The sequence below is a fragment of the Streptomyces sp. NPDC001220 genome, assembly GCF_053597895.1.
Map to the genome: position 1 here is coordinate 383,247 of NZ_JBSFJE010000004.1, position 21,079 is coordinate 404,325.

The 21,079-nt window shown below is 70.2% G+C and carries 19 protein-coding genes; 7 read left to right on the plus strand and 12 right to left on the minus strand.

The annotated features are described in order from the left end of the window. Positions 1 to 36: 36 nt before the first annotated feature. Entirely contained in the window at positions 37 to 1,215 is a 1,179-nt protein-coding gene (locus ACWDGI_RS12365) for a GDSL-type esterase/lipase family protein (RefSeq protein ID WP_450758075.1), read from the minus strand. A gap of 74 nt (positions 1,216 to 1,289) precedes the next feature. After that, the gene (locus ACWDGI_RS12370; RefSeq protein WP_450758077.1) at positions 1,290 to 1,859 is read right to left on the minus strand and encodes a TetR/AcrR family transcriptional regulator; all 570 of its coding nucleotides are present in this window, start codon (positions 1,857 to 1,859) and stop codon (positions 1,290 to 1,292) included. A gap of 71 nt (positions 1,860 to 1,930) precedes the next feature. On the opposite strand from ACWDGI_RS12370, the gene ACWDGI_RS12375 reads away from it, so the two are divergent. Together ACWDGI_RS12375 and ACWDGI_RS12380 are read left to right on the plus strand one after the other, a co-directional pair. Beyond that, entirely contained in the window at positions 1,931 to 2,422 is a 492-nt protein-coding gene (locus ACWDGI_RS12375) for an FBP domain-containing protein (protein ID WP_450758079.1), read from the plus strand. Between the two features lie 136 nt (positions 2,423 to 2,558). After that, positions 2,559 to 3,821, plus strand: coding sequence for an extracellular solute-binding protein (locus tag ACWDGI_RS12380; RefSeq protein ID WP_450758080.1), 1,263 nt, complete (start codon positions 2,559 to 2,561; stop codon positions 3,819 to 3,821). 9 nt (positions 3,822 to 3,830) lie between these two features. Here the strand turns inward: ACWDGI_RS12380 and egtD are convergent, their stop codons facing one another. Genes egtD through egtA form a run of 4 tightly spaced genes read right to left on the minus strand, consistent with a single transcriptional unit; the run spans position 3,831 to position 8,327 of the window. Next, entirely contained in the window at positions 3,831 to 4,793 is a 963-nt protein-coding gene (egtD, locus tag ACWDGI_RS12385) for an L-histidine N(alpha)-methyltransferase (protein ID WP_450758082.1), read from the minus strand. Further along, positions 4,790 to 5,674, minus strand: coding sequence for an ergothioneine biosynthesis protein EgtC (gene egtC / locus ACWDGI_RS12390; protein ID WP_450758084.1), 885 nt, complete (start codon positions 5,672 to 5,674; stop codon positions 4,790 to 4,792). Before egtC ends, egtD begins: the two co-directional genes overlap by 4 nt. Continuing rightward, on the minus strand, positions 5,674 to 7,002 hold the full coding sequence (gene egtB / locus ACWDGI_RS12395) for an ergothioneine biosynthesis protein EgtB (RefSeq protein ID WP_450758086.1): 1,329 nt from the start codon (positions 7,000 to 7,002) through the stop codon (positions 5,674 to 5,676). The genes egtC and egtB overlap by 1 nt, the downstream gene beginning before the upstream one ends. Continuing rightward, complete coding sequence (egtA, locus tag ACWDGI_RS12400) at positions 6,999 to 8,327, minus strand: ergothioneine biosynthesis glutamate--cysteine ligase EgtA (RefSeq protein ID WP_450758088.1); 1,329 nt, start codon at positions 8,325 to 8,327, stop codon at positions 6,999 to 7,001. The genes egtB and egtA overlap by 4 nt, the downstream gene beginning before the upstream one ends. Before the next feature lie 279 nt (positions 8,328 to 8,606). Between egtA and ACWDGI_RS12405 the strand changes: the two genes are divergently transcribed. Beyond that, the gene (locus ACWDGI_RS12405) at positions 8,607 to 9,428 is read left to right on the plus strand and encodes a TIGR02452 family protein (protein ID WP_450758090.1); all 822 of its coding nucleotides are present in this window, start codon (positions 8,607 to 8,609) and stop codon (positions 9,426 to 9,428) included. Between the two features lie 115 nt (positions 9,429 to 9,543). Here ACWDGI_RS12405 and ACWDGI_RS12410 read toward each other — a convergent pair whose 3' ends face one another. Both ACWDGI_RS12410 and ACWDGI_RS12415 read right to left on the minus strand, forming a co-directional pair. Then, on the minus strand, positions 9,544 to 9,993 hold the full coding sequence (locus ACWDGI_RS12410; RefSeq protein WP_351744070.1) for a type II toxin-antitoxin system PemK/MazF family toxin: 450 nt from the start codon (positions 9,991 to 9,993) through the stop codon (positions 9,544 to 9,546). A 19-nt stretch (positions 9,994 to 10,012) separates the two neighbouring features. After that, positions 10,013 to 10,813: an alpha/beta fold hydrolase gene (locus tag ACWDGI_RS12415; protein ID WP_450758092.1), complete on the minus strand. Its 801-nt coding sequence runs from the start codon at positions 10,811 to 10,813 to the stop codon at positions 10,013 to 10,015. Positions 10,814 to 10,875: 62 nt separating this feature from the next. On the opposite strand from ACWDGI_RS12415, the gene ACWDGI_RS12420 reads away from it, so the two are divergent. Continuing rightward, positions 10,876 to 11,289, plus strand: a complete 414-nt coding sequence (locus ACWDGI_RS12420) for a MarR family winged helix-turn-helix transcriptional regulator (RefSeq protein ID WP_450758094.1) — start codon at positions 10,876 to 10,878, stop codon at positions 11,287 to 11,289. A gap of 102 nt (positions 11,290 to 11,391) precedes the next feature. Here ACWDGI_RS12420 and ACWDGI_RS12425 read toward each other — a convergent pair whose 3' ends face one another. The 3 genes from ACWDGI_RS12425 to ACWDGI_RS12435 form a co-directional block, all read right to left on the minus strand. Continuing rightward, positions 11,392 to 12,882, minus strand: coding sequence for a flotillin family protein (locus tag ACWDGI_RS12425; protein WP_450758096.1), 1,491 nt, complete (start codon positions 12,880 to 12,882; stop codon positions 11,392 to 11,394). Between the two features lie 133 nt (positions 12,883 to 13,015). Further along, the gene (locus ACWDGI_RS12430; protein WP_450758098.1) at positions 13,016 to 13,234 is read right to left on the minus strand and encodes a hypothetical protein; all 219 of its coding nucleotides are present in this window, start codon (positions 13,232 to 13,234) and stop codon (positions 13,016 to 13,018) included. Between the two features lie 100 nt (positions 13,235 to 13,334). Then, on the minus strand, positions 13,335 to 14,759 hold the full coding sequence (locus tag ACWDGI_RS12435) for an amidase (RefSeq protein ID WP_450758100.1): 1,425 nt from the start codon (positions 14,757 to 14,759) through the stop codon (positions 13,335 to 13,337). A 225-nt stretch (positions 14,760 to 14,984) separates the two neighbouring features. On the opposite strand from ACWDGI_RS12435, the gene ACWDGI_RS12440 reads away from it, so the two are divergent. Beyond that, positions 14,985 to 16,373: an AbfB domain-containing protein gene (locus ACWDGI_RS12440; RefSeq protein WP_450758102.1), complete on the plus strand. Its 1,389-nt coding sequence runs from the start codon at positions 14,985 to 14,987 to the stop codon at positions 16,371 to 16,373. 502 nt (positions 16,374 to 16,875) lie between these two features. After that, the gene (locus ACWDGI_RS12445) at positions 16,876 to 17,499 is read left to right on the plus strand and encodes a LuxR C-terminal-related transcriptional regulator (protein WP_450758104.1); all 624 of its coding nucleotides are present in this window, start codon (positions 16,876 to 16,878) and stop codon (positions 17,497 to 17,499) included. Between the two features lie 534 nt (positions 17,500 to 18,033). Here the strand turns inward: ACWDGI_RS12445 and ACWDGI_RS12450 are convergent. After that, positions 18,034 to 18,921, minus strand: a complete 888-nt coding sequence (locus tag ACWDGI_RS12450; RefSeq protein WP_450758106.1) for a hypothetical protein — start codon at positions 18,919 to 18,921, stop codon at positions 18,034 to 18,036. Between the two features lie 1,802 nt (positions 18,922 to 20,723). On the opposite strand from ACWDGI_RS12450, the gene ACWDGI_RS12455 reads away from it, so the two are divergent. Further along, on the plus strand, positions 20,724 to 21,079 hold a 356-nt coding region (locus tag ACWDGI_RS12455), incomplete at its 3' end, for a hypothetical protein (protein ID WP_450758107.1).

A 21,079-nucleotide genomic window follows, 5' to 3' on the forward strand; every position in this document is an offset into this window, starting at 1 on the left:
AAGCGGAGCGCGAGGCGTCGCCGCCCGCGACCCCGGTCAGCCGGTCCTGACGGCGAAGGGGCCCCCGGTGCCGAACGCGAGCCGTCCGAAGTTCTCGGCGATGCGCCGGTGCCCCGCCGGATCGGGGTGCACCTCGTCCGGCAGCGGGAATTCCGCGTGGTCCCGCTCGCCGTACAGGTCACGGCCGTCGAGGTAGTGCAGGTGCGGGTCGTCGGCCGCCCGCTGAGCGACGATCCGGGCGAGTTCGGCGCGGATGACGTTGAGCGTCAGGCGCCCGGCGGCGCGTTCGGCCGGATCTCCCGTCGCCCTGAACCGCAGGGTCTTGCCGTCGAAGTCGGGCGCGAGCGGCCCGGGGGTGTCCTCCTGGACCGGGCACAGGAGGGCGGACACGACCAGCAGCGGCGTGGTCGGATGCCCCTCGCGGAGGGTGTCGAGGAAGCCGTGCACCGCGGGGGTGAAGGCGCGCAGCCGCATCGCGTCGGCATTGACGACGTTGATCCCGATCTTCAGGCTGATCAGGTCCGCGGGGGTGTCCCGCATGGCACGCGCGGTGAACGGGTCCAGCAGCGCACTGCCGGAGAACCCCAGGTTGACCAGCGCCACTTGGCCCCGGGCGGCTGCCAGGGCCGGCCAGACGCCGGTCGGATGCGTGGCGTTGGAGCCGTGGCTGATGGAACTGCCGTGGTGCAGCCACACCCTGCGCCCGCTCTCCGGTGCCCGCTCGACGGGGGCGTCGGTGCGCAGCGCGATCAGCTCGGTGACCTCCGTGTGCGGAAGCCAGATCTCGACCTGCTTGTCACCGGTGGGGAGACCGGTGAACCGGGCGGTGCCGGCCGGCCCCTCCGTCAGCTCGGCGGACTGGGTGAACATGTCGGTGATGGTGTACACGTTGCCGCCGGTCACCGTGGCCTGGGCCGTGAGGCGGCCGTCGACCAGCAGGTCGTACACGCCGTCCGCGGGGGCCGGGAACCCTCGGTACACCCGCTTGGTGGGCCGGGTGTCCAGTTCGACGGTGGTGGCCCGGGTGCGGAAGACCAGCCGCACGCCGGAGGGCTGGGCCTCGGCCAGGGCCAGCTGGCTGTCGGGGATCTGCCGGCGCGCCCGGGCGGGCAGCCGATGCGGCAGCAGCCCGTGCGGGGTCGCCTCCACGTCGAGGAAGCCGCGCAGGATGTCCACGGTGACGGGTGTGGTGATCCACTCGTGTTCGGTGCTCATTGCCTCAGTCCGTTGACGAACAGGTATGGATGGTCCAGGGGCGGCGACGACGCGGGGCATCGGACAACCGCCGGTCAGGATGGAGCCCGGCCGCGCAGCAGGGCGTCGAGGGAGTCCACGATCCAGGCCCACGACTCCCGCGCGTCGGGGGCGCTGTGCTCGAAGCCCCCGGCGAGCTCCAGGCTGACGTAGCCGTGGAAGACGCTGCCCAGCATCCGGACCGCGTGCGTCTGGTCCGGCTCCGTCAGGTCGTAGCCGCGCAGGATCGCCCGTGTCATCTGGGCGTGCCGTACCCCGGCACTTGCGGCCGCCGTCTCGGGATCGAGCCGGAGCCGGGCGGCGGCGTACCGGCCGGGGTGCTCCCGGGCGTAGTCGCGGTAGGCGTCCGCGAAGGCGGCCAGGGCGTCCTTGCCGGCTCGCCCCGCAAGGGCGTCGGCGACCCGGTCGGCGAGCTCCTCCAGGGCGAACAGGGCGATCCTGGTCCGGAGTTCCTGGGAGTTCTTGAGGTGCGAGTACAGACTCGCGACCTTGACGTCGAACCGTCGGGCGAGCGCCGAGACGGTCACCTGGTCGAAGCCGACCTCGTCGGCCAGCTCCGCCCCCGCCACGGTGAGCCGCTCCGGGGTCAGCCCTGCTCGGGCCATAACTTTCCTCCTGTCTGCCGACAGCCATAATGCATTTGCCTAAAGCTTATAGGCAAATTAGTCTGCCGCTCATGAGACCCCTGAACGAGCGGGAGATCCGCACCGCCTTCGTGAACTGCACCAAGGGTGAGGCCAAGCGCCTGTCCGTCCCCCGCGACCTGGCCGACCGGCCGTGGGACGACCTCGACTTCCTCGGCTGGCGGGACCCCCAGGCCCCCGACCGGGGGTACCTCGCCGTCGAGCTGGACGGCCGTCCGGTGGCACTCGCCCTGCGCGCCTCCAGCACCACCTCCTGGCAGACGCGGCGCAGCATGTGCTCGATCTGCCTGACCACCCACACCGGAGGCGTCTCGCTGATGGTCGCCCCGAAAGCCGGCAAGGCCGGGCAGCAGGGCAACTCCGTGGGCGTCTACATATGCAGCGACCTCGCCTGCCCGCTGTACGTACGGGGCAGGAAGGACGCGGGCGTCGGCTCGCGCCTGCCCGAGTCGCTCACCCTGGAGGAGAAGATCCAGCGGACCGTCGGGAACCTCGCGGCGTTCATCGCCAGGGTCGCCGCCTGAGCCGGTCGTTGGGCCTGCACCCTTGACCCTGCGCATTGGTCCATACCAAAATCCCGTACACCCGTACGGGCACCCGTGCTCGTTCCCCCACGTCGGGTCTTCTCCGCTGTCCGCCAGACAGAACAGGAACCCCCTCGTGAGACGTCGTCGCCCGCTCGCCCTCGTCTGTGTGTCCGCCGCGCTGCTCAGCGCCTGTGGCGTCCTGCCCGGCGGATCGGGCGGGCGGCACACCGTCACGGTGTGGCTGATGCAGAACAGCGCGTCGGCGGAGTTCCTGCGCCGGTTCACCGCGGACTTCGAGCGCACCCACAAGGACATCCGCCTCGACATCCGTATCCAGCAGTGGACCGGGATCGTGGACAAGGTGCAGGCGGCGCTCAAGTCCGACTCCGCGGGCGCCCCCGACGTCATCGAGGTCGGCAACACCCAGGTCCCCCAGTACGTCGAGGACGGCCGGCTCACCGACCTCACCCTGGAGTCGATGCGGGACTGGGGCAAGGAGCACTGGCTGCCCGGCCTCGCCGAACCCGGCCGGGACGACTCCCGTCAGTACGGCATCCCCTGGTACGCCGCCAACCGCGTGGTCATCTACCGCAAGGATCTTTTCAAGAAGGCCGGCATCACCTCCCCGCCCAAGACGCGCGACGAGTGGCTGGCCGACACCGAGAAGCTCAACTCGGGCGGGAACCAGGGAATTTACCTGGCCGGACAGGACTGGTACACGCTCTCCGGGTTCGTCTGGGACGAGGGCGGTGATCTCGCCGAGGAGACGGACGCCGGCTGGAAGGGCGCCCTGGACAGCCCGGCGGCGCTGCGCGGGATGGACTTCTACCGGCGGCTCCAGGCCCTCGGCAAGGGGCCCGTCGACGCCGACGAGGAACACCCGCCTCAGGCCCAGGTGTTCGCGGGCGGTCAGGTCGCACAGCTCGTCGCGGTGCCCGGCCTCGCCCAGTCCATCGTGCAGGAGAACCCCGAACTCAAGGACGAGATCGGCTACTTCCCGGTGCCGGGCCGCACCGCGGACCACCCCGGCGCCGTCTTCACCGGAGGCTCCGACCTCGTCGTACCGCAGAACACCGAGCGGCCCTACGACGCGACCGCCGTGGTCGGGGCCCTGGCCGGCGCCAAGTGGGACACCGAACTGGCCCGCACCATGAACTACGTGCCCAACAAGACCACGCTGGCGGGTGCGGTCGCCGGGTCGGAGGGGGTCGCCGCCATGGCGGCGGGAGCCGCGCAGGGTCGGGCGACCCCCCACTCCCCGGACTGGCCGGCGGTCGAGGCCGACAACCCGATCAAGGGCTACATGACCAAGGTGCTCGGCGGGGCGGACCCCGCGACCGAGGCCCGCCGTGCCTCCCGGCGGATCACCGAACTGCTCGCGCCGGACTTCGGGTGAGCCGGCGGGTCAGCGGGCGACGCTGAGGGAGAGCGCGAAGCGGCCCTGGGAGTCGGTCCACCAGTTGGTCAGACCGAGTCCGGCGGCGGCCAGTTCGGCGGTCACCCCGTCCCGTCGGAACTTCGCCGAGACCTCGGTGCGCAGCTCCTCGCCCGCCGCGAAGTCCACGGCCAGGTCGAGCGCCGGCACCTTCACGGTCTGCGCGACCCGGGAGCGCAGCCGCATCTCGATCCACTCCTCCTCCGCGTCCCACAGGGCGACATGGTCGAAGGCGTCCGGGGCGAAGTCGGCGCCCAGCTCCCGGTCGACGACGGCCAGGACGTTCTTGTTGAACTCGGCCGTCACCCCGGCCGCGTCGTCGTACGCCCGGACCAGCACGTCCTCGTCCTTGACCAGGTCGGTGCCGAGGAGCAGCGCGTCACCGGGCGCGAGCAGCGCCCGTACCGAGGCCAGGAACCGGGCCCGCTCGGCGGGCAGCAGATTCCCGATCGTGCCGCCGAGGAACGCCACTAGCCGTGGCCCCGGCGTCTCGGGCAGGCTCATCCGGCCGGTGAAGTCGGCGATCAGGGCGTGCACGGAGAGCGCCGGCCGCTCCTCGATGAGCGCCTGCCCGGCCTGGGTCAGCGCGCTCTCGCTGACGTCGACCGGGACGTACACCTCGAGGGAGGTGAGGGCGTCGATCAGCAGGCGGGTCTTCTCGGAGGAGCCGGAACCCAGTTCCACCAGGGTCCGGGCACCGCTCGCGGCGGCGATCTCGCCGGACCGGTCGCGCAGGATCTCCCGCTCGGCCCGGGTCGGGTAGTACTCGGGCAGCTCGGTGATCTGCTCGAACAGCTCGCTGCCCCGGGCGTCGTAGAACCACTTCGGCGGCAGCGTCTTGGGGGTGGCGGTGAGGCCGTCGAGGACATCGGCGCGCAGTGCGGCGTCCGTCGCGTCCTCGGGAAGGGTGCGGGTGACACGGAGGGGACTCACGTACAGGGCTCCTTCGGGGATGAGGGTGCCCCCGCTCGAACGGAGTCGAGAGTGGGGGAAGACGCCGGGGCCTCGACCGGGTTCTCGACCGGGTCGTCCTGGGTCCGGGCATCCTGGGCGGTGCCGTCCTCGACCGGCTTCCCGACCGGGGTGAGGGTGACGCCCCGGCGGCTCGCGACGAGCAGCGTGCGGTCGGGGACCTCCCGCCAGCGCGGGTCGTCGTCGTACGGCTCGGAGGCGACGACGGTGCGGTGGCCGGGTTCCGAGAGGTAGCAGAGGCTGTCCCCCCAGGCGGTGGCGGCGATGGTCTCACCGTCGGTGAGCAGGAGGTTCAGCCGGGCGGTCGGGGCCGCCTCGGCGACCTGGAGAACCGTTTCGGCAAGGGCTGGGCCCGGCGGTGTGCCGGACCGCAGCCGGTGCAGGGCCAGCGCCCAGACGAACGCCGAGTCGGTGCGCGCCTCCATCGACAGCAGGTCGACCGGGGGCAGCAGCGGGACGAGGGACGCCACGGACTGCGGCCAGCCGGGGATCGCCCCGTTGTGGCTGAACAGCCAGCGGCCCGCGGCGAACGGCGCCGCCGCGGCCTCCGCGTCCGCGCCCGCCAGGGTCGCGTCCCGGACGGCCGCCAGCAGCGCGCCGGTGCGCACCACCCGCGCCAGGTCGGCGAGGGACTGGTCGGCCCAGATCGGGCCGGCCCGCCGGTAGCGGGCCGGCTGCGGATCCTCGGAGGCGTACCAGCCCACGCCGAAACCGTCGGCGTTGACCGTCCCGTACCGCTGCCGCCGGGGTGCCCACGACTGGCGGTACAGGGAGTGTCCGGGCTCCACGAGGAGCCGGCCGAGCGGCTCCTCGGGTCCCAGATAGGCCAGATGACGGCACATCAGGCGGTCTCCGCGGTACGGGCGGTGCGGAAGCCGGAGAAGATCTGCCGCCGGATCGGGTAGTCCCAGTTGCGGAACGTCCCCCGGCAGGCCACCGGGTCCACGGCGAACGAACCGCCGCGCAGCACCTTGTACTCGGGGCCGAAGAACACCTCCGAGTACTCCTTGTACGGGAAGGCGGAGAAGCCGGGGTAGGGGAGGAAGTCGCTGGACGTCCACTCCCAGACGTCACCGATCAACTGCCGTACGCCGAGCGGTGACTCGCCCTCCGGGTAGCTGCCCGCCGGGGCGGGACGAAGATGGCGCTGCCCGAGGTTGGCGTGTGCCGGGGCCGGTTCCGCGTCGCCCCACGGGTAGCGCCGGGACCGGTTCTCGCCGGGGTGGTGCCGGGCGGCCTTCTCCCACTCGGCCTCGGTGGGCAGCCGACGGCCGGCCCATCGCGCGTAGGCGTCCGCCTCGTACCAGCTCACGTGCAGCACCGGTTCCTCGGGCGGCACGACCTCGGTGACCCCGAACCGGCGGCGCAGCCACTGACCGCCCTCACGGTGCCAGAAGTGCGGGGCGACGATCGAGTGCTCGCGGATGTGCGCCCAGCCCTCGGGCGTCCACCACCGCTCGGTCTCGTAGCCGCCGTCCTCGATGAACGCCAGGTACCGGCCGTTGGTCACCGGGGTGGTGTCGATCCAGTAGGGCGCCACCTCCCGCCGGTGCGCGGGGCGTTCGTTGTCCAGTGCCCACGGTTCGGTGGAGGTGCCCATGGTGAACGGGCCGCCGGGGACCAGGACTTCGGCCGGGCCGGTGAACGGCGGCGCCGGGTCCGGGTCCGGGGCGGTCAGGGCCTGTGGGCCCGTGCGGAGCTGATGGGTGATCAGCATCGTCTCGTCGTGCTGCTGTTCGTGCTGGGCGATCATCCCGAAGGCGAACCCCGCCTCGGTCAGCCTGGTCCCGCCGCTGAACGCCGAGCCCTCCAGCAGGTCCAGGGCCCGCCCGCGCACCTCGGCCGCATAACGCCGGGCCTCGTCCGGCGGCAGCAGCGGGAGCGTGGGCCGTTCCGAACGCGGGTGCTCGAAGGCGTCGTAGAGGCTGTCGATCTCGGGGCGCATCGCCTCCCGGCCGCCGACGTTGCGCAGCAGCCAGAGTTCCTCCTGGTTGCCGATGTGCGCCAGGTCCCAGACCAGCGGGGACATCAGCGGGGAGTGCTGGGCGGTGAGGTCGGGCTCCTCCACGCAGCTGGTGAGGAGCGTGGTGCGGTCCCGGGCCGTGATCAGGGACTTCAGGGCCCGGTCCCGCAGGGTCTCGATGTCGATGTCGGTCTCGGGGGCGGTCATGCGGGGATGTCCTTCCCGTGGGCGCGGCCCGATGTGCCGCGCAGGGGGTCCAGCAGGTCGTCGGCCGGGCAGCGGCCCTGGCGGACGTACCGGTCGAAGTACGCCGCCACGGCCGCCGTGACCTCGGGGGTCGCGCCCAGCCGGGGCAGGGCCTCCAGCGCCGCCGCGAAACAGGCGACGGCGGCCTCGTGCAGCTCCGGGTCGCCGAGCCCGGTCCGGGCCGCGTCGATCCACAGCGGATTGTGCGGGGCCGACCGTGGCCGCGCACGCTCGGTCAGCGGTTTCACCGTCCGGTACGCGGTCTCGGCGGCCTCCGGGTCGTCGAACAGCGCCGTCGTCACCGCCAGCGGCACGATCCAGCCGTCGTCGCCGGGCTGTGCGTCGATCATCCGCAGCTCCAGATGACCGCGCGGCCGGACCGGCGGGAACAGCGTGGTGAGGTGGTAGGCGAGATCGGCCCCGGTGGGCGACCCCGACCGGGTCCACTCCCGGAAGGTGAGTCCTTCCGGCACCTCCCAGGGGCCGCTGTCCCGCCGTACGCACATCACCGGGGCGTCCAGCACGTGCCGGGCCCAGGACGTGCGCGGGTCGCCGGCCAGCGGGGGCGCTCCCGCGCGGCCCGCGCCGATCTCCATCCACAGCAGCTGCCGGGTGGAGACCCAGCCGGTGGGCCGTCCTCCCACCAGGGGGGAGTTCGCGAAGGCGGCCACCAGGACCGGGCCCAGCTGGTGGGCCAGCCACCAGCGGCGGACGTGTCCCAGCGGGCCGGGCTCCTCGTGGCCGGCGTCCAGGCAGACCTGTACGGAGGCCGAGGCGCACATCATGTGCCGGCCGGCCGGTCCGGTCCGGTCCAGGCAGGCCTCCATCGCGTCGTAGCGCGGCTCGCGCAGGAAGCGGCGGGGCGTGTGCCAGGGATCGTGGCCGGCGCCGACGAGACCGAGACCGAGATCGGCCAGGACCGCCCGTACGGCGTCCAGGTCGGCGGACACGGTCCCGATGCACTCCATCAGGGAGGCGGCGGGCGGCGAGCTCAGCTCCAGCTGACCGCCGGGTTCGACGGTGAGCGCCGACCCCAGGGGTACCGTGCGCAGTGCGGCGTAGGCCGCTTCGAGTCGTTCTGGTGTGACGGGGAGCTGCGGTCGCCGCAGCTCGTGGACCAGCCATTCCACTTCGACCCCGACCGTGCGGGGCGGGCCGGTCTTGAAGCAGATGCCCTTCACCAGGGCCTCCACCTCGGCTTCGGTGACGGCGGTGCGGTCGTCCGAGAAGTCGGTCTTCACCGAGCCGTCGGTACAGTCGCCGCCGTCGGATATCGAGTCGGACATGTAGGGATCCTCCTGAGATTCCACCATGCCGCCGGCCCGGCCGTGGATGGGTCCGGGACGGCTACGTCCGTTACACCCAAGACCTTCGCGCCGATTCGCACAAGGGCACCTATCGGGACGTTCTAGATCGGTAACCTCTGCTTCCTCGCACGTTCCGGAACCGTTTCGGGCGCGGGAAACTCCGTTGCGCCGCATCACCAGCATCACCCAGGATGCCTGCATGAGCACGACGGGGGAGACCGCGCGGGTCGCGGTCATGGCGTCCACGGGGGTGGCGCCATGAGCGCGCGCCTGCGCGGAATCGCCCAGGAGACCGAACGGATCGTGGCGGCGGGGGCCTACCGGACCGCCGACGGCCGGGAGGTGCTCCTGGCCGCGGACATCGCGGCCGCACAGGCCGGGACCCGGATCCACGGCCCGGAACCGGTGCCGGTTCCGGCGACCACCTCGGTGCGGACGGTCGTCGAGGTCACCGGCGAGAGCAGCCTGGAGGCCGCCGGCCGGCTGGCCGACGCCCCGGTCGCGGTCCTGAACTTCGCCTCGGCCCGCAATCCCGGCGGCGGCTATCTGAACGGCGCCCAGGCGCAGGAGGAGGCCCTGTGCCGCGCCTCCGCGCTCTACGCCTGCCAGCTGCACGCCCGTGCCTTCTACGACCACCACCGCGCCCACCGCGACCCGTTCTACTCGGACCGGGTGATCCACTCCCCGGCCGTCCCGGTCTTCCGGGACGACCGGGGCCGCCTCCTCGCGGAGCCCTACCGCGCCGGATTCCTCACGGCCGCCGCGCCCAACGCGGGCGTGATCAGCCGCACGGCGCCGGAACGCACCGTTGAACTGTCGGGCGCCCTCGGCGCCCGGGCCGAGCGGGTCCTGGAGGTGGCCGCCGCGCACGGCTACCGGCGGCTGGTCCTCGGCGCCTGGGGCTGCGGGGTCTTCCAGAACGACCCCCGGCAGGTCGCCGGGGCCTTCCGGGGGCTGCTGGGCCCCGGCGGACGGTTCGCGCGGACCTTCGAGCACGTGGTGTTCGGGGTCCTGGACCGTACGCCGGGATCCATGGTCCGGGGTGCCTTCGCCGAGGCTTTCCGGACCGCTGAGGTCTGAGCGGATCTGGTGGAGCCGGCTGCGCGACCGTGCCCCGTGAGGGGCGCGGGGAACCGCGCGACCAGCCCCCACCGGCCCGCGGTGAACGCCCCGCGCAACTGGCGGAGCGCCCGGCTCACTTCCAGCCGTAGCGCTCGTGCAGCCGGTTGCGCACGAGGTTGAAACGGCCCCGGTCCAGCGCGCACGCCTCCCGGCGCATGCCGTCCTCGTGCAGTCGCAGCACGCGGTCCACGTCCACCCAGGAGTCGCGTCCCGACCGGTCCCAGGGGCCGCTGCCGATCGCCACCCACTCGCGGTCGTTGTCGTGCCGCTTGCTCGACAGCTGTACGGCGAGCAGCGTGCCGGCCGCCTCCCGGGCGACGACCAGCACCGGCCGGTCCTTGCCCCGCCCGTCGTTCTCCTCGAAGGGCACCCAGGTCCAGACGATCTCGCCGGGATCGGGGTCGCCGTCGTGGGCGGGGGAGTATTCGGTGCGCACCCTGCCGACCTCGTGCGGGTCGGCCTCGGTGGTCGCGGTGGGGCCGTAACGGCCGGGGATGTTCTCGTCGTCGGTAAGCGCAGTCACGAGGGCACCCTAAGGGGCCTCAGCCTGCGAGGACAGGCGGGGTACCGGTGCGGCGCAGCTCGGCCTCGATCAACTCGGCGGTGACGTCGGCGCTTTCGATGTGCGGAAGGTGGCCGGCTCCGGGGATCGGCTCGAACCGGCCCTGGGGGAAGGCCTTCGCGTAGGCGGCTCCGTAGGCGGGGGTGACGACACGGTCGCTCTCGCCCCAGATCACCAGCACCGGCTGCGGCACCCGCCCGAGCCGGGGCAGCAGCTTCGGACTGGTCATCCGGCCGCCGTCGGTGAGCAGCCGCATGGTCGCCATGTTGGCCTGGCGGCGGGCGAGTTCGGCGGCGGGGAGGGTGGCCGGATCGACGTAGAAGCGGTCCGGGTCGTGCCAGGAGTGCTCGGCCTGGGCGCGCGGGTCCAGCGCGAAGAAGTCGGTGACGGGCTCGCCCTCGATGTCCGCGCCGACCGCGTTGACCAGGACCAGACCGGTGATCAGCCCCGCCGTGTCGCGTATCGCCATCTCGGCGGCGAGTTGGCCGCCCAGTGAGGAGCCGACCACCAGGACGTCGTTCAACTCGCTGTCCTGGAGCAGGTGCAGATAGGCGACGGCGAGGTCGTCGACGCTCGTGAACCAGTCGGGGCGGGGGGTTCCGTCCCAGCCGGGGTGGACCGGGGTGAGAACACGGCCGGACTCGGCGAGGCGGCCGGCGAGACCGGCGACGGTGGCGGGGCCGCCACCTCCGTGCAGGACGAGGACGGGGCGGCCGGAACCGGCCTCGGTCAGGGAGAGGGACAGGTCGGGATACACCTGGACGGTGCGGTTCGTCGTCATGCCTAGGACTCTAACTAAACATCTTTATATAAACAAGCTTAGTTGTGAGCTAGACTTGGCCCATGCGCGATGACCTGCAAGTTCTCGGAAGAGCGGTGAAACAGGCCCAGTACCGGCAGCACCGGGCGCTGGACAGCGCGCTCTCGGCCGTCGGCACCACCCTCGCGCAGTGGGACGCGCTGCGCGCCATCGACCGGTCGCCGGGCGCCTCGGCGCGCGAGCTGGCCGCGGCCACGTTCCAGAGCGAGCAGGCCTTCGGCACGCTGGTGGGCCGGCTGGCCGCGCAGGGCCTGGTGGAACGGCGGCCGGGCCACGGGCGGCGCATCCAGCACCATCTGACCCCGGACGGCGAGCGGACGCTGGCCGCCGGTCACGGGGTGGCCGGCGAGGTGCTCGCCGGATGCTTCGCCGGGCTGACGGCGGCGGAGCGAACCACCCTGCTGGAGTTGTTGCGGCGGCTCAACGAGCAGGAGTGAGCGCGGAGATGCCCCCGGACCGGCCGGGGGCATCCCTGTCGTTCGTTCGCGGCTACGCGTCGGTCTCCAGCTCTCGGCTGTCTGCCCGACCTGAGCTCTCGGCTACTCGCCGTCCTGCTCCACCGGCACCCTCTGCGGCTTCGGGGCCGTGACCCCGTTGAGGATCGGCGAAGCCTCGCTCGAGGCGTGCCCGTTCTGGTTCATCGACGCCAGCAGTTGGCGGGCCAGCCCCAGGCCGGTACCGCCCATGGTGAGTGCCTTGGCGAACATCTCACCCATGCCGTCGGCACCGTTGAGCAGCACCATGTTGTCGACGTTGCCGAACGCCGAAGCGCCGGCCCTGACGATCTCCGGCCAGTTCTCGGCGAGTTGCTGGGCGACGACCGCCTCCTGGTTCTCGGCCAGGGCGGCGGCGCGGGCCTTGATGGCCTCCGCCTCCGCGAGACCCTTGGCCTTGGCCGCTTCGGCCTCCGCCAGACCCTTGGCCTGCGCGGCGGCCGCCTCGGCCTCACCGGTGGCGCGGGTCGCGGCGGCGCTCGCCGTACCCCGGGCCTTGGTGGCCTCGGCCTCGGCGCCCGCGGCCGCCTTGACCCGGGTCGCCTCGGCCGCCGCCGCCAGCTCCGTCTCCTTCGCCTTGGCCTGGGCCGCCGAGATACGCGCGTCACGCTCGGCCTCGGCCAGCGTGCGCTTCTCGTAGGCCTTGGCGTCGGCCGGCTTGCGGACGTCCGCCTGGAGCTGCTGCTCCCGCCGGTGCGCCTCCAGCTCGGCGACCCGCGTCTCCTGGACGACGACCTCCTGCCGGGCGGCCGCGTCGGCGAGCGGACCGGCCTGGCGGGACTGGGCCGCCGCCTTGTCCCGCTCGGCCTGGTAGCCGGCCTGGAGGATCTCGCTGTCCCGGGTGGCCTCCGCCATCCGGGCGAACGAGGCCTGCTCCGCCTCGGTGGCGAGCCGGTTCGCCTCCGCCTGTGCGATCCTCGCGTCCCGCTGGACGGCGGCCGCGTGCGGCATCGCCAGGTTCTTGATGTACCCGGTCGGGTCCTCGATCTCATGGATCTGCAGGGAGTCGACGATGAGTCCCAGCTTCTCCATCTCCGTGCCACAGGCGGCCCGGGTCTGTCCGGTGAGCTTCTCGCGGTCGCGGATCATGTCCTCGACCGTCAACCCGCCCACGATGGACCGCAGATGACCGGCGAACACGTTGTGCACCCGCTCGGACATCAGCTTCTGCTGGTCCAGGAACCGGCGGCCCGCGTTGGCGATCGACACGAAGTCGTCGCCCACCTTGAAGATGACCACGCCCCGTACCTTCAGCGGAATGCCCTGCTGGGTCACGCAGTCCACCGACAACTCGGTCTCGTTCAGGTCCAGCGAGAGCTTGCGCACCGCCTGCACGCCCGGCAGCACCAGCGTGCCGCGCCCCGTGACGATGCGGAATCCCATGCCTTCCTCAAGGCCCTCGGTCCGATGGTTCGAACCGGAGATGATGAGCGCCTCGTTCGGCTCGGCGACCCGCCACATCATCTTGAACACACCGATCAACACGAGAACGGCGAGAACCGCCGCCCCCGCAACGACGCCGACAACCATCGGCATGCGCCCCCTTTGGATGGTGCCCTTTCGGCACCGAACGAAGGGAGTGTGCGCCCGCGCAGGCGTGGGGTGAAGACGCTGACGGATCCTTGTTGCAGTCTTGACGCATACGCCCCTCACCTGGGGCTACGCGCGCTCAACTGTCGTATGCGGGCGTGACGTAGACCGTCCGCGGCGGCAGGTACTCGACCACCATCACCACGGTGCCCCGCTCGATCCGGGTGCCGCCGTCGGCGGAGTAGGCGAGGAAGTGCTCGGCGCCCCCGCGCACCCGGACGATCACCTCGCCGACGAGCCCGGGCCCGACCGTTCCGGTGACCCGTCCCATGAGTCCCACCATCGACGCATCGTCCATGGTCAGAGGGTACGGGCCGGTCAAGCCATCGGAAAGCGGCCGGCGGTGAGCGGAGGGCCGTTGGTGCGGGTGGTGGGCGCAGGACGGCAGGCGTGGCTCGTCATGGGGTCGGCGGGGCCGTGACCATGGCCCGGGTCGGCCGGTGTTCGTGCCAGCGCAGCTCGGCCTCCAGCTGGGCGGCGACGGACACGAGCAGCGGCTCGCTGTCGGCCGGACCGAGCAACTGCGCGCCCACCGGGAGCCCGTCGCCCACGAATCCGGCGGGCACATTGACGCCCGGCCACCCCAGCACGTTCCACGGCCAGGCGTAGGGGCAGGCGGCGATCATCGCCCGGTCGGTGGCGAACTGGCCCAGCCCCAGCATCGCGCCGACGCGGGGCGGGGGAGCGGCGGTGGTCGGCGCGAGGATCGCGTCGTACGACGCGAAGAAGCCGCCGATCCTGTGCCGCAGGGCGGTCTCCGCGCGCCGGGCGGCCCGCAGCGGGGCCCCGTCGAGCAGCCGGCCCAGGCGGGCCGCCTCCAGGGTGCGCCGGTCGAGCAGATCCGGCCGCGGTGTCTCGCGGACGCGCTCGGCGATGCCCACCGTGGCGCGTGGCACGAAGGTGAGCCCGATCTGGCCGTAGGGCGGGTCGGCCTCCTCCACGGTGTGGCCCAACGCGGCCAGTCTTTCGGCGAGTTCGAGGACCCGGGCGCGCACGTCCGGCTGGAGGCGGGCGGGCAGCGCGGTGAACGGCGGCTTCAGGGAGAGCGCGATCCGCAGCCGCCCGGGGTCGCGCCCGACCGCGTCGGAGATCGTCAACTCCTTTGGCCGGTGGGGGTCCTGTGGGTGGTTGCCGCTCGCCGCGTCCAGCAGCAGGGCGGCGTCGGCGACCGTGCGGGCCAGGGTGCCGTTGACGGTGATGCCCTGGAAGGACTCCCCGCGCGGCCAGGTGGAGATACGGCCACGCTGGGGTTTGATGCCGACGAGGTTGGTCCAGGAGGCCGGTATGCGCACGGATCCGGCGCCGTCCGAGCCGAGCGCGGCCGGGACCAGCCCCGCCGCGACGGCGGCCGCCGACCCGCCCGAGGAACCACCGGGGGTGTGCTGCGGCTGCCAGGGATTTCGGGTGGCGCCGAAGGCCGGCCCCTCGGTGAACGGCCACTGTCCCAGCTCACAGGTGTTGGTCTTGCCGATGATCACCGCTCCGGCCGCGCGCAGCCGTCGTACCGCCTCGCCGTCCTCGGCCGCCGGCGGGAAGTCGCCCCGGCAGCCGAAGGCGGTCGGTTCGCCGGCCACGTCCGTGTCGTCCTTCACCGCGACCGGCACCCCGAGCAGCGGACGGCGCGCCCCCTCGGCCAACTCCCGGTCGGCGGCGTCGGCTTCGGCGAGCGCGGCGGACGTGCGGACGATCCGGAAGGCGTTGAGGGAGCCCTGAGTGGCCCCGATTCGCGCGAGGCACTCCTCCACGAGCTGACGGGACGTCAACTCACCTGCGGCCAGAGCGCGTACGGACTCGGCAAGGCCCGGTGAACGGTCGTACGGCATGGGAACCCACCTCCGGAAGCGTCATACTTACCGGAGGGTAACGTCGGGTGGGGTCGCGCAGTACAGATTTCGCACAGCCGCCGCCCAGCCGTGCCCCAGTCCCGTTCAAGTCATTGACGTGAACCTGCTACTCCTCCTACTTTCTGCTCGCGTTCTCGAACCATGTTCGAGATGACGGACGTCGGGGTGTGCCCGCGTCCGCGACAAGCCCAGGGAGAGCCGCCCGTGACCACACGTCCCCCCACCCTGTCCCGCCGTACGTTGCTGCGCGCGCTGACCGCCCTGCCCGCGTCGGCCCTGGTCCTGGGTGAACTGCCCGGACTGCTCGGCACCGCCGAGGCCGCCGCACCCGCGAGCGGCTACGCCACCCGCTACACGATCGTCCCCTTCCTCGACAGCGACGACGGCACGGTGAACGTCTACCAGTCCGACGATGCGGCGGACTTCCGCCTGCTGCGGTCCTCGGCCTACACCCCGCCGAGCAACCGCATCCGCGACGCGAGTGTGTTCAAGCACACGGACGGCTACTACTACCTCACCTACACCACCCACACCTGGCAGGACGTCAGCACCACGATCGGCTTCGCCCGCAGCTCCGACCGGGTCGCCTGGACGTTCCTGTACGACTACCCGGTCCCGATCACCGACCTGTCCCGCGCCTGGGCGCCGGAGTGGTTCGTGGACAGCGACGGCAGCGTCAACGTCATCGTCTCCTGCTCGACGACGGACGACGAGTGGATCTTCACGCCGTACGTCCTGACGGCCACCGACTCGGCTCTCACGGCCTGGACTTCGCCCGTCGCCCTGTCCGGCATCGGCTCGAACCACATCGACACGTACATCGTCAAGGTGGGCTCCACCTACCACGCGTTCACGAAGAACGAGACGGCGAAGTACATCGAGTACGGCACGGCCGCCGGTCTCAAGGGCCCCTACACGATCTCCGGGACCGGCGACTGGGCGGGCTGGGGCAGCTACCGTGAGGGTCCGTCGGTGATCCAGCTCGACAACGGCGGCTGGCGGATCTTCTTCGACGGCTATGGCGACGGCACCTACTACTACAGCGACAGCTACGACACGTTCGCGACCTGGAGCACGCCCACCGCCCTGCCCACGCTCTCCGGCACGGCCCGGCACTTCACGGTGATCAAGGAGGCGGTGTCGGGCGGCACCTCGCTGACGAGGAACGCGACCCGCTCGTTCCAGTCGGTCAACTACCCGACTCGGTACTGGGAGGAGCAGTCCGCCCTGCTCAACCTCCCGGTCCTGACCAGCTCCAGTACCACCGCCGACAAGCGGGCGGCCACCTTCACGGTCGTCGCGGGCCTGGCCGACTCCAACGGCTACTCGTTCCGCGACACGGCGGGCAACCATCTGCGCCACTACGACTTCCGGGGCCGGTTCGACGCCGACGACGGCACGTCGACGTTCGCGAAGGACGCCACGTTCATCGCCCGTACGGGCACGACCGACGGCTCGGTCCGCTTCGAGTCGTACAACTATCCCGGTTACTACCTGCGCCACTACAACTACCAACTCCGCGTGTCCCTCACGGACGGCACGGACCTGTTCCGCCAGGACAGTTCGTTCATGCCGGTGACATCCTGGGCCTGACCTTGCGGTCCGGTGGGAACGACGGGTCGACCTGCACGACGCGCTCGCCTCCCTCGCTTGCGGACCGATCTGGTGGAGAAGGCTCAGCCGGCAGCGCGCGCGGCGAGCTGTGCGGTCCTACACTCGACAGCTGTGACTGACAGGTCTCTGCTATGGGCCCACAGCGGGCTCCGTCCGTTCCGGATAGTCCGCTGCCGAGCAGAGCTCGCCGAGCCAACATTGACGAGCTGCAGCCGCCGACCAAGAAGCTGATCGACATGCTCGCCTTCGTCCCAGCTGAAGCGATTGACCCGGCCAGGTATCAGAGCGGCCACTACGCGAAGCCTCGTACGTTGCCAGAGGCCAAAGATCACGGACCCTCTCGTCCCGGCATCCCCGTATGGGCCATCCGGGGTGCTACTTCTTGCGGAAGAGCTGAGTCTGGGGTCAGGCGGCGGGAAGCACCGGCCGTCTACTCCGCTAGGTCATGTGGCCGGTGGCACCACCTACGCTGGAGCTTCTGATGAGCCCGTCTGTGACGTCTATAGCCGTTATTTGCGACTGGTCGTTGCTTCAGCTCGGTCTCGCGCAGGCGATCAATGCCCAACCGGACATGCGGATCACCACCTTCGTTAAAAGCGTGAATGACCTGCTCCGCAAGGCGAATGGCGTAAGAATTATTGTTCTGACCAACCTGCACCTGTCCGACCAGGCGGCATCCGACCAGGTCGCTCAGCTGCATCGACAAGGGTACGCGGTCATTGTGATATCAACATCGGAGGTGCAGTCCGATGCCGTCCCGTGCATCAAAGCCGGCGCTCGAGGATATCTGAGTCGGCAAACCGACGATTCGGAGCTGGTGACGGCCATCCGCGCCGTTGCTTCAGGAAGAAGTTACTTCGGCGCCAGTCTCGCTGGTCAGAGTCTGCCTGCGCCTCCTCCTCGTATCACCAGCCGCGAGAAACAAATCTTGCAACTCGTCGCCAACGGTGCGACAGATCGCGAGATCGCCAACAAGTTGAATATCACCGAAAACACGGTTCACACACACCTGGAGCGACTGCGCAGAAAGTATGGCTCTCGCCGTAGGGCCGACCTCACTCGCTTGGCCCTAAAATGTGGTGTATTGGAGAACTACAAAGACTAGCTGATGAGGAGCTCATCCTCGCGTGCCCTCAACCGGTGTGTCATGTCGAATCGATGATGATCGAGCATGCTGTCCGATGTGTTATCTGTTTGGGTGAATATCGTCCAGGCTGTCGACGACGGTCACGGGCGGTGGGTTTGAAGGCGTGGGCACCTGAATGAGAATGGGGACGTAAACAATTATGCCGTGCCTGTACTCGGCCTTCTTCGAGAACCGATAGCACACAATCACCGCCGGGTTGCTTCGCGTCGCATAGCACCGAAGCGCCGACTTCGCGGGTGCGGCCTGCGGGGCACGCGACGGGACAGTTGCCTCACTCGCTGGTGCGACCCATACCCAAACCGCCAAGCAAGCGGAGGCTGCGACTGCCAGACGGCAAGCACGGCCCATCCCATTAGCCTTCACCATTGGCCATCCAACCCCAGCACCTCGCAGAGGGAATCTCTGCGAGGTGCTGACTCATGTGATCGCCCTTCGTCAACCGACGAGGCCGATCTGACGGAACGAGGCGCGGGGCTCCGCCCAGTCAAATGATCAACCTTGGGTGCCGCCTTGGGTGTTGCCGCCCCCGCCGCCCTGGGTGCCGCCTTGGGTGTTGCCGCCCCCGCCGCCCTGGGTGCCGCCTTGGGTGTTGCCGCCCCCGCCGCCCTGGGTGCCGCCCTGGGTGTTGCCGCCCCCGCCGCCCTGGGTGCCGCCCTGGGTGTTGCCGGAGCCGCCGCCTTGCGTGCCGCCTTGGGTGTTGCCGCCCCCGCCGCCCTGGGTGCCGCCTTGGGTGTTGCCGGAGCCGCCGCCCTGGGTGCCGCCTTGGGTGTTGCCGCCCCCGCCGCCCTGCGTGCCGCCTTGGGTGTTGCCGGAGCCGCCGCCTTGCGTGCCGCCCTGGGTGTTGCCGCCCCTGCCGCCTTGCGTGCCGCCCTGGGTGTTGCCGCCCCCGCCGCCTTGCGTGCCGCCTTGGGTGTTGCCGGAGCCGCCGCCCTGGGTGCCGCCTTGGGTGTTGCCGCCCCCGCCGCCCTGGGTGCCGCCCTGGGTGTTGCCGCCCCTGCCGCCTTGCGTGCCGCCTTGGGTGTTGCCGGAGCCGCCGCCCTGGGTGCCGCCCTGGGTGTTGCCGGAGCCGCCACCTTGGGTGCCGCCTTGGGTGTTGCCGGAGCCGCCGCCCTGGGTGCCGCCTTGGGTGTTGCCGGAGCCGCCGCCTTGCGTGCCGCCCTGGGTGTTGCCACCCCTGCCGCCTTGCGTGCCGCCTTGGGTGTTGCCGCCTCCGCCGCCCTGGGTGCCGCCTTGGGTGTTGCCGCCCCTGCCGCTCCGCGATCCCTGATTGTTGCCGGTGTTGCAGTGTTTCTGCTTGCACGGCTTTTCCGGCAGCAGGGTCTGAGCCTGCGATGTTCCTTTACTGGCTAGTGTCTGGACGTGGGAAACTACGCCGGTCACCGCCGGCGCCGCTGAGGCAGGGGCCCCGATGGCGGCCATTCCTCCAGCTATTGTCGCCGACACTATTGCTGTCGCCATCTTCTGCTTCCGAGTGTGCCGCACGCGCGTGCTCCTCTCTTCCGTATCAAGCACTATTCGCTTTGGCGTCTGGTCATGCGATGCGCAGAGCGTGGTCCGATCCGAGCGTGGTGTTGTCGGCCACTCAGAAGACACGTCCGGCCAATTGAAGGCCCAGCGCATTAGCCGTGAATTTCCTTCATCTCACACCTGAAAGGTGCTGGCTCCGCCGGGTGCTTCAGTTCCGCTGCCGGATTGAGTGCCAGTGCAGCCCCTGGAGGCCGGTGTGCGGGAAGAGAAGCACCGCGCGTTGTAATCCCGGGCGCCTGGATACCTGCACAGCGGCGAAGTTACAATCCCGATACTGGTCTCACGGGTCGGCTGAGTCAACTCGAATCGTGGGCTATAAGGGGCCTAACCACACCGCTTGTCACTAGAAAGACCCACACTCCAGGTCGTAACGGCCTCAGGGCCTCCGTTGAGCCCGTTACCGTCAATTTACTTCGACGGCAAACGATCGCCGCAATCCACATATAGACTCGGGCGCCCCTGTAGCTGGAATTAGCTACAGGTACGTCCCGGCTCGGCTTCAGCCCGGTGACTTGGCCGCCGACCGTGCTGGACTAGGGCGGGTGCGGGAACCTACTCACCCGGCGGCGCTCTGTCTTGTCCTTCGTCCGTGCTCCAGCGGTCTATCGGTCCGTCGGGGCCGCGGACACCGCCCGGAATCTCCGGCGCATGCGGGCGTGCCACCTCGGTGTGCCACCTGGGTGGCCGGCGCGAGCGCAGAGACGAAGGCTTCCGCGACGGCGACAGGATGCTGGCCGCATACGGTCTGTAACAGCACCCAACTCCTGGTCGCTGACGACGGGACAGAGGTGGTGTTCTTGGGATCGCGGTGACCGCGAAAATCGTGCTGCTCGGGCTGTGGCTGGCAGGCCGAATCCCATGAACCAGGCCGAATTCCCAGAGGGCCACGGCGATACCGAGGGCTGAGGACCGTGACGCTCCAACGCGCCATCCAGCATCCCGGCCTCGCCCAGGATTTCGAACACGTGGACGATCTGCCGGGGGCGAAGAACCCCCCTGCCGAACCTGTCGTGGGCGTCGCTCGAATAATGCTTCTGTATCTTCTGTATCTTCTGGTCGACGGCCTGGCGGCGGGAGTGCGGCGGTAATGCGGCATGCGCGGGCGGTCATGGATGAATGTCTCGTGAACGCAACGCGTCGACGTGCTGCATTTAATCCAGAAAGCCAACCGAGGCTCTGGCCGTGGGAAGAGTTCTTCGAGTTCTTGCCCCCTCTTTTTGCCTGTCGGCACGTCGTTGATCGCGACGGCCTCACCGTTCTGGAGCGGGGCAGGCGGCGTTCGCGAGCAGGTCGACCGAGCTGCCAAGGAGGGCTAGCCCAGCAGTAGTTGGAGCGGCTGGAGAAACGTCGACAGGTCGAGCAGAACATGCTCGACGCGCTGTTCGGACCTCCCGGGCCCCGTGGTGGCGGCTGTGCGCGGCAAGCTCGAATACGTTGCCGAGCCCGATGAATCCGGCCGGTCCACCGCAGGAGCTTCGGTCTGGCCCCGTTGGGCCATGGAGGTCCCGCACGCAGAAAATCCCATAATCACGGTGCAGTCTGCTTAACACTCTGTATGGGTGACATTGCCGTGTCGCTCTAGTTATGGAGTGATGTGTTGCGACAGTTTAGTTCACAAAGATTCCTATCTCTAGCTACAACAAGAAAGGGGTGCTGTGAAAAGGTTCGGCATCTACGCAACCCTGCCTTTTGTCGCTGCCGTGGCATTGGCGGGCGCAACAGCGGGCCAGGCTTCCGCGGAACTCCGCAACGATCCTGAAATCCCCGCAGGAATTACCATTGTTTTCAACAATGGTGGGGCTTACGGAAATGTTTTCAATGAGGTGAAAGGCAACAGCAATAGCACGCAGGGCGGGACCGGGAACACGCAGGGCGGTACGCAAGGCGGGACCGGGAACACGCAGGGCGGTACGCAGGGCGGGACCGGGAACACGCAGGGCGGTACGCAGGGCGGGACCGGGAACACGCAGGGCGGTACGCAGGGCGGGACCGGGAACACGCAGGGCGGTAC